Origin of the sequence: Kitasatospora sp. NPDC056181 (assembly GCF_042266225.1) — a bacterium.
GTDB lineage: Bacteria > Actinomycetota > Actinomycetes > Streptomycetales > Streptomycetaceae > Kitasatospora.
Window position 1 is genome coordinate 1 of the sequence record NZ_JBHJUK010000204.1, and the last position, 12,054, is coordinate 12,054.

Annotated in this window: 10 protein-coding genes and 2 riboswitches; of the genes, 8 read left to right on the top strand and 2 right to left on the bottom strand. The window is 74.9% G+C overall.

Translation table 11 applies throughout. The features are described from left to right. From ACFC1F_RS39855 to ACFC1F_RS39890, 8 genes are all read left to right on the top strand, one after another. Window positions 1–1,046: peptidase (locus ACFC1F_RS39855; RefSeq protein ID WP_376166233.1), on the top strand; the 1,046-nt coding region annotated here is incomplete at its 5' end. Window positions 1,047–1,075: 29 nt separating this feature from the next. Continuing rightward, window positions 1,076–1,555: a flagellar hook-length control protein FliK gene (locus tag ACFC1F_RS39860; RefSeq protein ID WP_209412355.1), complete on the top strand. Its 480-nt coding sequence runs from the start codon at window positions 1,076–1,078 to the stop codon at window positions 1,553–1,555. A gap of 108 nt (window positions 1,556–1,663) precedes the next feature. Continuing rightward, window positions 1,664–1,739, bottom strand: a riboswitch (cobalamin riboswitch). Window positions 1,740–1,816: 77 nt separating this feature from the next. After that, window positions 1,817–1,962: riboswitch (cobalamin riboswitch) on the top strand. Between the two features lie 104 nt (window positions 1,963–2,066). Then, window positions 2,067–3,842 (top strand): prenyltransferase/squalene oxidase repeat-containing protein, encoded by a 1,776-nt coding sequence (locus ACFC1F_RS39865; protein ID WP_376166236.1) that lies wholly within the window; start codon window positions 2,067–2,069, stop codon window positions 3,840–3,842. Continuing rightward, window positions 3,839–5,059, top strand: a complete 1,221-nt coding sequence (locus ACFC1F_RS39870) for a hypothetical protein (protein WP_376166238.1) — start codon at window positions 3,839–3,841, stop codon at window positions 5,057–5,059. The genes ACFC1F_RS39865 and ACFC1F_RS39870 overlap by 4 nt, the downstream gene beginning before the upstream one ends. Before the next feature lie 4 nt (window positions 5,060–5,063). Next, a complete protein-coding gene (locus tag ACFC1F_RS39875; RefSeq protein WP_376166240.1) occupies window positions 5,064–6,413 on the top strand; it encodes a CbiQ family ECF transporter T component in 1,350 nt (449 codons plus the stop codon). After that, window positions 6,410–8,053 (top strand): ABC transporter ATP-binding protein, encoded by a 1,644-nt coding sequence (locus ACFC1F_RS39880; RefSeq protein ID WP_376166242.1) that lies wholly within the window; start codon window positions 6,410–6,412, stop codon window positions 8,051–8,053. The genes ACFC1F_RS39875 and ACFC1F_RS39880 overlap by 4 nt, the downstream gene beginning before the upstream one ends. Beyond that, window positions 8,050–8,898: an ECF transporter S component gene (locus ACFC1F_RS39885; protein ID WP_376166244.1), complete on the top strand. Its 849-nt coding sequence runs from the start codon at window positions 8,050–8,052 to the stop codon at window positions 8,896–8,898. The genes ACFC1F_RS39880 and ACFC1F_RS39885 overlap by 4 nt, the downstream gene beginning before the upstream one ends. Window positions 8,899–8,916: 18 nt before the next feature. Continuing rightward, a complete protein-coding gene (locus ACFC1F_RS39890) occupies window positions 8,917–9,285 on the top strand; it encodes a hypothetical protein (protein WP_376166246.1) in 369 nt (122 codons plus the stop codon). 109 nt (window positions 9,286–9,394) lie between these two features. Here ACFC1F_RS39890 and ACFC1F_RS39895 read toward each other — a convergent pair whose 3' ends face one another. Next, entirely contained in the window at window positions 9,395–10,273 is an 879-nt protein-coding gene (locus ACFC1F_RS39895) for a 3-hydroxybutyryl-CoA dehydrogenase (protein ID WP_376166248.1), read from the bottom strand. Between the two features lie 27 nt (window positions 10,274–10,300). Beyond that, entirely contained in the window at window positions 10,301–11,911 is a 1,611-nt protein-coding gene (gene aceB / locus ACFC1F_RS39900) for a malate synthase A (RefSeq protein ID WP_376166250.1), read from the bottom strand. Between the last annotated feature and the right edge of the window lie 143 nt (window positions 11,912–12,054).

The window sequence follows — 12,054 nt, forward strand, 5'->3', positions numbered from 1 at the left end:
ATGCCGCACCTGCCGCCCATGCCGCACCTGCCGCCCATGCCGCACCTGCCGCCCACGCCGCACCCGCCGACGCGGCGTCGTCCCGGACCGTCCGCCCGGACGCCGCCGCGGCCGGCTGGCTGGCCCGCCGGCTCGTCGACGGCGACCACTTCGAGTCCGTCTTCAACGGCACCGCCTATCCCGACCAGGGCCTGACCATCGACGCCGTGCTGGCCTTCGCCGCCTCGCACGGCTCCGAGCAGGCCGCCACGAAGGCCACCGCCTGGCTCGCCAGGCCCGAGATCATCAGCGGCTACCTCGGCGACGGCACCACCGAGGCGTACGCGGGCGCGACCGCCAAGCTGCTGCTCGCCGTCGAGGTCCGCGGCGCGGACCCGGCGAGCTTCGGCGGCGTCGACCTGCCGGCCCGGCTGCGTTCGCTCCAGACCGCCGAGGGCCGCTTCTCCGACCGCTCGCAGTGGGGTGACTACAGCAACGCCTTCGGGCAGTCGCTGGCCCTGATCGCCCTGCACCGCACGCCCGGTGACGCTCCGTCGGCGGCCGTGGACTTCCTCGCCGGCAGCCAGTGCGCGGACGGCGGCTTCCCGGTCTCCTTCGGTCAGGCCACCTGCACCGGCGACCCGGACGCCACCGCGCTCGCCGTCCAGGCCCTCGCCGCCACGGGACGGGCCGACAAGGCGAGCGCCGGCCTCACCTGGCTGACCTCCCACCAGGGCGCCGACGGCGGGTTCGCGGCCGCCGGGGCGAGCGCCTCCAACGCCAACACCACGGGCCTGGCCACCCAGGCGCTGCTCTCCGGCGGACGCCTCGGGGCCGGCCTCAAGGGCTGGAGCCGGCTGGTCAAGTTCCAGCAGGGATGCTCCACGGACCCGGCCGTCCGCGGCGCGGTCGCCTACGACGCGTCCGGCTTCGACGCGGGCAACGGTGCCCGGGCCACCGCGCAGGCCGTCCTCGGCCTCGCCGGCACCCCGCTGACCACCCTCTCCGCCGCCGGCGCACGCCCCGACGCGCCCACCCTGGCCTGCCCGGCACCGGTCTCCCGCTGAACAGGCCCGTCCCCAGGAGGAGTTATCCGATGACCGACACCCTCACCCCGGCCCGTCCGGTCCGCCGCACGCTCGGGTCGATCGCCGCGGCCGCGGCCCTCACCGCCGGCCTGCTCGGCGTCAGCGCCGTCCAGGCCCCGCAGGCCCGGGCCGCGGCCTGCTCCGGGACCACCGGCGTCACGGTCGTGGTCGACTTCACGGCCGTCGGCGGCGGCATCCAGACCGGCTGCGCCCCCGGCGACCCGGCCAGCGGACTCGCCGCGCTGACCGGCGCCGGGTTCTCGTACGCCTTCCACCCGCGCTTCCCGGGCTTCGTGTGCAGGATCAACGCGCTGCCGACGACCTGCACCAACCCGACCGGCAGCGCCTACTGGTCGTACTGGCACGCCCAGCACGGCGGCCCCTGGTCGTACAGCAGCCTGGGCGCCGGCAGCTACAACCCGGCCCCCGGCGACGTCGAGGGCTGGTCCTTCGGCGCCGGCGCCCAGCCGGGCATCACGGCGCCCTGACACCCTGACATCCGAAGGCCCTGACGCCCGGAGGCCCTGACGCCTGGAGGCCCTGACGCCGGGAGGCACGCCGGCGCCCCGACCCTTCCGCGGAAGGGCCGGGGCGCCGGAATCCGGGCCCGGAACGGCACGACCGCCGCCCCACACCGCTGCGCGTTCAGCCCCGGATTCGCACCGGGTTCCCCCCTCGGCCACCGGGGACGCTACCGCACGGCGCACCGGGCGACGAGGCGATGTGACCTACCTGACGCCCCGTTGACTCTCCGTCAGCTGCCGTGGTCTGATGAACCGATTTTTCGCCCTCGGCATTCAGGGGAAGCCGGTCCAACTCCGGCGCTGACCCGCAACCGTAGACCCGCCAACCCGGTGGGTGAGCCGGAATGCCTGGACCGGGGGCCTGTTCACAGAGCACTTGCGTCGTCGCGGACTACGACGCGGTCAGGACGGTCCCTGTCCCGGGAGACCGTCGGCTGCGCCGTGTTCTCCCGCGTCGACCGACCAGGGAGTCGTCGTGAGGGTCAGCAGCAGTCGTACACGTCACAGGAACCGGGAACTCGCGTCCCTGGTGGTCGCCGGCGCCGTCGCGGTCGCCGCCTGCGGCACGGTCCTGCTCGGGCGTCCCGGAACCGCGGCGGCCGACCCGATCGAGCAGTGCACGGCGACGACGGGCGCGATCGTCGCGGTCGACTTCGGGCACTGGGGCGGTGGTGTCGTCCGTGGCTGCGACGCCCACGCGTCCCCCTCGGCGACCCCGAGCCAGACCCCGACCGCGAGCCCGACCGGGTCGCCGGCCGCCACCGAGCAGGCCGTCCTGGCCCTGACCGGCACCGACCTCACCAGCGTCCGGCGCAACCCGGACGGCACCACCGCGACGCCGGCCCCGCCCGCCGGAAGGAAGCCCGACGCCGCCAAGGGCAGCGCCTACCTCACCGACCCGGCCCGCCTGATCGACGGCCACTACTACGAGGGCTTCCCGGCCTTCGCCGACTTCGGTCTCACGATCGACGGGGCCTACGCGCTCGCCGCCACCGGCACCGACGACACCGCGCTGCGCAGGATCGTCGACTTCCTGGACCAGCAGGGCAAGGACGCGAGCGGGCGGACCGTCAACGACTGGACCGGTGTCGGCACCGAGTTCGCCGGCGGAGGCTCGATCGGCAAGGAGGCGTTGCTCGCCGAGATCGTGGGCCGCAACCCGCGGGACTTCGGCGGTCACGACCTGATCGCCGCCCTCGCCGCGGTGGTGTGCACCAAGGCCACCCCGGACACCGGCTGCGCCGAGTCCGGCAACTACACCTGGGCCACCTCGGTGTTCTCCCAGGCCCTCGGCATCATGGCGCAGCTGCGCGCCGGCGACACGGCCGGCGCCGTCGCCCCGGTCGCCTACCTGAAGAGCCTTCAGCACGCGGACGGCTCCTGGCCGAGCCTGATCCCGGCCACCGGCGACTCCGACGTCGACAGCACGGCGATGGCCGTCATGGCGCTCGCGCTCGTCCCCGGGGACGAGGCCGCGCAGGCGGTCGACAAGGGCCTCGGCTGGCTCGCCGCCCGGCAGCTGCCGGACGGTGGCTTCCCCGGCGCGGCCGGCGACTCGACGAACTCGGCTGCCCTCGCGGTCCAGGGCATGACGCTCCGCCAGGTCACGTACGGCGGGCAGATCGCCAAGGCGCTCGACTTCCTCGCAGGCCAGCAGAACGCCGACGGCGGGTTCAACGTCGCGTCCGCCGGACAGCAGGGTTCGGACGTCCGCGCCTCGACGCAGGTCCTGGGGGGTGCCACGGGCGTCTCCTTCGGCACGTTGTCCCGCACCATCGGCGGCACGCCCACGCCCACGCCGACCGGGCCGCCGACGGGTACGCCGACCGCGACGCCGACCGCGACGTCCACGGGTACGCCGACGCCTACCGGTACGCCGACCGCGACGCCCACGGGTACGCCGACGCCTACCGGTACGCCGACACCCACGGGGACACCGACCGCGAGCGGTTCACCGACGGCGGGCGGTTCACCGACGGAAACCGCCTCCGCGACGTCCACGGCCGTGCCGTCGTCCGGTGAGGGCGCGACCGCCGGCCGCCCGTCCGACGCCGTGCTCGTCGGAGACGGCGGCAGCACCGGCGCCCCGGTGCGCGGCGGCTCCGTCCAGGCCGCCGGTGGCAGTCTGGCCGGCACCGGCACCGACGCCCTGGTACTGACGGGCATCGCCGGTCTGCTGACCGTGGCCGGCACGGCAGGGGTCCTCGTCGCCCTCCGCCGTACGGCCTCCGTCCCGGGGCGTCACCGGTGAGCCGGCGGCTGGGCCGGCTGGGCCGGCTCACCGGAGCGGCGGTCCTGACGTTCGCCCTCGCCTCGGGTGGCGTCGGGCTGGGGACGGCCCCGGCGTCCGCGGCGCCGACGCCGATCGAACAGTGCACCACCACCTCGGGCGTGGTGCTCGCCGTCGACTTCAGCCGGTGGGGCGGCCCGCTGCTGCGCTCCTGCGGGACCACCCCGACGACCGGGTACGCCCTGCTCAACCAGGGCGGCTGGAAGACCACCGGGACGGGGCACGACGGCCCGGCGTTCATCTGCCGGATCGGGTACAGCGGCTTCCAGGGCGGCAAGCAGTACCCCGCTCCGGACCAGGAGAAGTGCGTCCTGACGCCCCCGGCCACGGCCTACTGGTCGTACTGGCACGCCGATCCGGGCCAGAACGACTGGTCCTACAGCCAGCTCGGCGCGATGAGCTACCAGCCGAAGCCGGGCAGCGTCGACCTGTGGATCTTCGGTGGCACGAACATCGAGGGCACCGAGGGGCGTCCGGCCATCTCGCCGGACTCCGTGCGCGCCCGGAACACCAGCCCGGGCGGCGCCGCCTCCACCCCCGAACCGCCCCGACCGCCGGCCGGCGGGGGAGGGGCAGCCGGTGGTGGCTCCGGTGGGACGAGCGGTGGGAACGGCACCGGCACCGGTGGGAACGGCACCGGCACCGGTGGGAACGGCACCGGCACCGGCGGGAACGGCGGAGGTTCCGCGGGCGCGAACGGTGGATCCTCGTCCGGTACCGGATCGTCCGGCAGCTCGTCCGGCAGCTCGTCCGGCGGCAACAACGGTGGTTCGTCCGGCGCCACGAAACGTCCGTCCTCGGGCGGTGGCACGGGCGGATCGTCCGGCGCCACGGGCGGGCGGACGGCATCGGTGAGCCCGTCGGCCGAGGCCCCCGCACCGGCGGACCCGGAGACACCGGCCGCCGAGGCGACCGCCCCGCCGGCCGGGACGCCCTCCGCACAGCCGTCCGACACGCCGTCCGTGGAAGCCGGCGCCGCCGCGACGCCCACCGCTGCCGACGGTCCGTCGCCCTCCGTGGAGGCCGGCGGGCCGAGGGTGGTGGACGCGGCCCCGGCCGCCGACACCCCGCACGACCCCGGCTCGATGGTGCCGGCCGCGGTCGGGGCCGTCCTCGTGGTGGTGCTGGGCGTGGTCACCGCCGTCACCGCGCGCCGCCGCCGTCGACAGGCCGAGTGATCCGGTGAGCATCGTCGTCAAGCCCGGCGCCGGCTCCCCGCCCGCCGCCGACTCCCCGCCCGCCGCCCCCGGCCGGAGCGCGGGGAGCCGGCGCAGCCCGCGGGACCTGCACCCGCTGGCCTGGTGGGCCTGGGCGCTGGCCCTGGCGACGGCGGCCAGCCGTACCACCAACCCGCTCCTGCTCCTGCTCGTCCTCGCGGTGCTCGGCTACGTGGTCACGGCCCGCCGGACCGAGGCCCCGTGGGCACGAGGGTTCACGTACTACCTGTGGGTGGCGCTGACCGTGGTGGCGATCCGGGTGGTCTTCCGCTGCGTGTTCGCCACCGGCATCACCCCGCAGGACCACCTGCTCTTCTCCCTGCCGCACATCCCCACCCCCGCCTGGTACGCGGGCATCGAGATCGGCGGACCGGTCTCCCTGGAGGCCACGCTCTCCGCGGCCTTCGACGGGCTGCGGCTGGCCTGCCTGATCTGCTGCATCGGCGCCGCCAACACCCTGGCCAACCCCAAACGGGCCCTGCGGGTCCTGCCCGGCGCCCTGTACGAGCTCGGCGTCGCCGTGACGGTCTCGCTCAGCGTCGCCCCGCAGCTCGTGCAGAGCGTCCAACGCGTCGCCCGGGCACGGCGGTTGCGTGCCGGGCGGCAGAAGGGCGTCCGCGCGCTGCGCAGCATCGTGGTACCGGTTCTGGAGGACGCGCTGGAGCGCTCGCTGCACCTGGCCGCCGCGATGGACTCACGCGGCTACGGACGCTCCGGCACCGCCTCCCGCCGCTCCCGCCGGCTCACCGGCGCCCTGATGCTTCTCGGCATGTGCGGCCTGTGCGCCGGGGTGTACGGGCTGCTGGACGGGACGGCCCCCGCGGCGCTCGGACTTCCGGCCTTCCTCGTGGGCGCCGTCCTGTGCGTGGCGGGTCTGCTGCTCGGCGGGCGGCGGGTCCGGCGCACCACCTACCGGCCCGATCGCTGGCGGGCCGCCGAGTGCGGTGTCGCCGGGTGCGGTGTGACCGCCGCCGTCCTGCTGTTCGCCACGGTCGGCTACGACGCCACCGACCTCAACCCCTCCCTGTACCCGCTGGCCTGGCCGACGCTGCCGCTCGTCCCGGTGCTCGCCCTGCTTCTGGCGGGCGCAGCGGGGATCGTCTCGCCGCCGCCCGGCCGCACCCCCGAACCCGGCTCCGTGCCCGGCCGTACGCCCGCACCCGCCTCCGCGCCCGCCCCCGCGCCCGCCTCCACCTCCACCTCCGCCTCCGCGCCCGCTTCCGCCCCCGTGCCCGGTCAGCGCCTGACCGCGCGCACCGGTGGCGACACCCGAACCACCGGCACCGACCGCACGACCTCCGAGGTGAGCACGTGATCCGATTCGACCAGGTCAGCGTGGTGTACGACGGCGAGAGCACGCCCGTCCTGCGCGATGTCGACCTGCACATCCCGGAGGGCGAGCTCTGCCTGGTGGTCGGCCGCACCGGCGTCGGAAAGTCGACCCTGCTCGGCGCCGTCAACGGCCTCGTGCCGCACTTCACCGGCGGCACGCTGCGCGGCCGGGTCAGCGTGGACGGCCGGGACACCGCGCACCATCCGCCGCGCGAACTGGCCGACGTGGTGGGCGTGGTGGGCCAGGACCCGTCGGCGGGCTTCGTCACCGACACGGTGGAGGAGGAACTCGCCTACGCCATGGAGCAGTTGGCCATCCCGCCGGAGGTGATGCGCAAGCGCGTCGAGGAGACCCTCGACCTGCTCGGCCTGGCCGACCTGCGCCACCGCGCCCTGCACGAGCTGTCCGGCGGCCAGCAGCAGCGCGTCGCCATCGGCTCCGTCCTCACCGCCCACCCCCGCGTCCTCGTGCTGGACGAGCCGACCTCGGCCCTCGATCCGACCGCCGCCGAGGAGGTGCTCGCCGCCGTCACCCGGCTGGTGCACGACCTCGGCGTCACCGTCCTGCTCGCCGAGCACCGCCTGGAGCGCGTCGTCCAGTACGCCGACCGCGTCGCCTACCTGGCCGGCGACAGAACCGTCGTGCACGGGCCGCCCGCCGAGATCTTCCGGGACACCGCGATCGCACCGCCCGTCGTCGGCCTCGGCCGGCTCGCCGGCTGGCGGCCGCTGCCGCTGTCCGTCCGCGACGCCCGCCGTGCCGCCGCGCCGTTGCGGGAACGGCTCGCCGACGTGCCGGTTCCCCCGCCGCGCCGGGCAGCGGTGGCGGGGGAACCGGTGCTGGACGCCCGGGGGGTGGTCGTCCGCTACGGGCCGGTGGCCGCCGTCCGTGAGGTCGGCCTGGAGCTGCGCGCCGGTCAGGTCACCGCGCTGATGGGCCGCAACGGCTCCGGCAAGTCCTCGCTCCTCTGGGCCCTCCAGGGCTCCGGGCCCCGCCAGGGCGGCAGCGTGAAGGTCGTCGGGACGGAGGGCGGGCCGGCGCAGGATCCGAAACGCCTCCCCGCAGCCCGGGCCCGCCAACTGGTCGGGCTCGTCCCGCAGACCCCCACCGACCTGCTGTACCTGGAGTCGGTCGCGCAGGAACTCGCCCAGGGCGACCTGGAGTCCGGTCGGGACGCCGGGCCGACCGCGCGGCAGGTCCTCGACCGGCTCGCCCCCGGAATCCCGGACGACACCCACCCCCGGGACCTCTCGGAGGGGCAGAAGCTGGCCCTGGTGCTGGCGATCCAACTGACCGCCGCACCACGGGTGGTGCTGCTGGACGAGCCCACCCGCGGGCTCGACTACCAGGCGAAGGCGGCGCTCACCGGCATCGTGGACGCCCTCGCCGCGGAGGGCCGCACGGTCGTGGTCTCCACCCACGACGTCGAGTTCGTCGCCTCCGCCGCCGACCGGGTCGTCGTGATGGCCGAGGGCGAGGTCGTCGCCGACGGCCCCACCGCCGAGGTCATCGTCGCCTCGCCCACCTTCGCCCCGCAGACCGCCAAGATCCTCGCCCCACTGCCCTATCTGACGACACATCAGGTCGCCGAGGCACTCGCACCGGCGGAGGCCGCCCGGTGACCGCCGTCAGGATCCCCGGCCGGGCCCGGATCGTCGTCGCCCTCGCCGGCTTCATCGGCATGGTTGCCTTCACCTGGCCGTTCGTGGTCGCCCCCGGGAAGTTCGGCTCCTCCTACGCCCCGCCGCTGATCTTCGGCGCGCTGCTCGTCCTCGTCCTCGCCGTCGTCATCGCCGAGATCGCCGCCGGCGGAATCGACGCCAAGGCCCTCGCCATGCTCGGCGTCCTGTCCGCCGTCAACGCCGGACTCCGCCCGCTCGGCGCCGGGACCGCCGGGGTGGAGACGGTCTTCTTCGTCCTCGTCCTGGCCGGCCGCGTCTTCGGCCCCGGTTTCGGCTTCACCCTCGGCTGCACCTCGCTGTTCGCCTCCGCCCTGCTGACCGGAGGCGTCGGCCCCTGGATGCCGTACCAGATGTTCGGCTGCGCCTTCGTCGGCATGCTCGCCGGGCTGCTGCCGAGGACGCGGCGCCGCTGGGAGGTGCCGATGCTGGCCACCTACGGCGCCTTCTCCGGCTATCTGTTCGGCTTCCTGCTGAACCTCTCCTTCTGGCCGTTCTCCACCGACCCGAACAGCTCGATCGCCTACCTGCCGGGCCTGCCCTTCACCGAGCAGTGGCACCGCTACCTGCTCTTCGACCTCGCCACCTCGCTCGGCTGGGACACCGGCCGCGCCGTCACCACCTTCACCGCCGTCCTCGTCGTCGGGCCGGCCGTGCTCGCGGTCTTCCGCCGCGCCGCCCGGCGCGCCAACTTCGAGCCGGTCGTCCGGTTCGAGGCCCCGGACGCGCCCGGAGCACCGACGGGCCCGGACGCCCTCCCGCGGGCGGCGGGACCGGTACGCTCCTGAACCCGAAAGGCCACGACCGTGCCCAAGCCTGGAAAGCCCCGGACGACGACGGTGGACGGCGTCGAGGTCGTCGTCCTGACCCCGGAACAGCACGCCGGCCTGGAGTCCGCCCGCCGACAGCTTGGCGGGCAGCAGGCACAGGTGGCCCGGATGAAGCTCGACCTCCACCGCGGACGGCAGCTGCTGGCCGAAGTCGAACGGGTGCTGGCGGGCATCCCCACCGACCAGTCCGAGTGGCTGGACGGACGGCTGGGCCCAGGACGCGGCCTGCCCGAACTGCTGGCGGACATCCGTGCTTGCCTCCCGCCCACCCCGCACTCCCCGCCGCGGCCTGCCGACGGGCCGACCGGCCCGCATGAGCGAGCCCGCTCGCCGCAGAGCCGGTGATCCACCAGGAGGCGGCTCCTCCCGGCGACCCGGGACGGCCCAGCGCCCCGGAGCGTGCGCGGGTGGCGCGATCTCCAGGGCGCTGGGCGCCGACGGGTGCCCGGGACGGTCAGGCCGTCGGGTGGACGTGGAACCCGCGCCCGCTCTTGCGGCCGAGGTGCCCGGCCTCGACCATGCGGGAGAGCAGGGGCGGCGGGGCGTACAGCGGTTCCTTGTACTCGTCGTACATCGACCGGGCGATCGCCTCGACGGTGTCCAGTCCGATCAGGTCGGCGAGTTCGAGCGGGCCCATCGGGTGGGCGCAGCCGTGGACCATGCCGGCGTCGATGTCCTCGGGGCCGGCGTGCCCGGCCTCGGTCATCCGGATCGCGGAGAGCAGGTAGGGCACGAGCAGGGCGTTGACGACGAAGCCGGCCCGGTCGCGGGCGCGGACGACGCGCTTGCCGAGGACGTCCCCGGCGAAGGCCTCCACCCGGCCGGCCACGGCGGGGTCGGTGTGCAGCGAGGTGACGAGTTCGACCAGCGGCATGACCGGGGCCGGGTTGAAGAAGTGCAGGCCGAGGACGTGGGAGGCCCGGCCGGTGGTGATGCCCAGACGGGTCACCGGGATGGCCGAGGTGTTGGTGGCCAGGACGGCGTCCTCGGCGACGAGCACCTTGTCCAGGGTGGTGAGCACCTCCGTCTTGACCCGCTCGTCCTCGACGACGGCCTCGACGACGAGCTGGCGGTCGGCGAGCGACTCCAGGTCGTCGGCGAACAGCAGGTGGGCCCAGGCGTCGGTGCGCTGCTGCTCACTGATCCGGCCCCGGTCGACGGCGCGGTGCAGCGAGCGGTCGATCCGGCTCCGGGCGGCGCGCAGGGCGCCCCGGCCGGACTCGCAGACGATGGTGTCGAGTCCGGCGCGGGCGAAGACCTCGGCGATGCCGGAGCCCATCTGCCCGGCGCCGACGACCGCGACACGGCGGATGTCGTTCATGGTGCCGTTCATGGTGCACTGCCTCCGTGGTCGGGCGGCTCAGGCCGCGGTGCGGATCCGCACGAGGTGGCGGGCGTAGGCCCCGGTCGTGAGGAAGGCGGGCAGGTCGGCGGCGAGGGCGGTGTCCTCCAGGATGCGCACCGCGTCGTCCACCAGCACCGGGTCGGATCCCTCGGCGAGCAGCGTGGCACGCTCGCGGTCGATCAGGCGCCGCACCAGGTCCGGGGTGGCGAGCGAGCCGCCGGCGAGCCGGGAGCAGTGGTGCTGCCACTGCCAGATCTGGCAGCGGGCGATCTCGGCCGTGGCGACGTCCTCCATCAGGCCGAAGACGGCCACCGCTCCGGAGCCGCCCAGCCAGGCGACCAGGTAGCGCAGGGCGACGGCGACGTTGGAGCGCACGCCCTGCTCGGTGGGGAGGCCGGCGGAGAGCCGGTGGACGGCGAGCAGGTCGGCGGCCGTGACCTCGACGTCCTCGCGGGTGCGGTCGAGCTGGTGCGGGCGGTCGCCGAGGACGGCGTCGAAGGCGGTGCGGCAGGTGGCGACCAGGGCGGGGTGGGCGACCCAGGACCCGTCGAAGCCGTCGCCCGCCTCGCGCTCCTTGTCGGCCCGGACCCCGGTCAGGGCCGTCTCGTTGGCGGCGGGGTCGCGCTGGGGGATCGCGGCGGCCATGCCGCCGATGGCGTGGGCGCCGCGCCGGTGGCAGGTGCGCACCAGCAGGTCGGTGTAGGCGCGCATGAACGGCTGGGTCATCGTCAGGGTGGCACGGTCCGGCAGGACGAAACGCGGACCGCGGTGGGCGAGGTTCTTGATCAGGCTGAACAGGTAGTCCCAGCGGCCCGCGTTGAGGCCGGCGGCGTGGTCGCGCAGCTCGTGGAGGATCTCGTCCATCTCGAAGGCGGCCGTGATGGTCTCGATCAGGACGGTGGCGCGGACGGTGCCGTAGGGGATGCCCAATTCGGCCTGGGCGAAGGTGAAGACGTCGTTCCAGAGCCGGGCCTCGAGGTGGTTCTCCAGCTTCGGGAGGTAGAAGTACGGGCCGCTGCCGCGCTCGATCTGGCGCCGGCCGCAGTGGAACAGGTAGAGGCCGAAGTCGACCAGGGCGCCGACGGCCGGGCGGCCGTCGATCAGCAGGTGCTGCTCGTCCAGGTGCCAGCCGCGGGGGCGGACCACGATGGTCGCGGGGGTGTCCCCGACACGGTAGCGCCGGCCCTCCGGCGTGGTGTCGTCGATCCGGCGCTCGATCGCGTCGACCAGGTTCAGCTGGCCGGAGACCAGGTTGTGCCAGGTGGGGGAGGTGGCGTCCTCGAAGTCCGCCAGCCACACCCTGGCACCGGAGTTGAGGGCGTTGACGGTCATCCGCCGCTCGGGAGGGCCGGTGATCTCCACCCGGCGGTCGACCAGGCCCGGCCCGGCGCCGGCGACCCGCCAGGTGAGGTCCTCCCGGACGGCCCGGGTCCCGGGGCGGAAGCCGAGGCCGGCGCCGGCGGCCAACTCGGCTCGGCGGCGGTCGCGTTCGGCGAGCAGCTCAGTGCGGCGCCGGGCGAACCGGTCGTGCAGGCGGGTGAGGAAGGCGAGGGCCTCGGGGGTGAGGATCTCGTCGAAGCGGTCCTCGTGCTCGCCGAGGACCTCGATACGGCTGGGGTGGCTCATCCGGTTCTCCAGGAGGGCGGGTGGGAGGCGCCCGGGGGCGCGGCCCACAAAGATGGCCCCGGGGGTGGGGTTGTCGGCGGCAAGTCCCCAAAAAGTCCCCCCCGGTGTCTAAGTGGAAACAGTCTCGAATTAAAAAAAGAAGC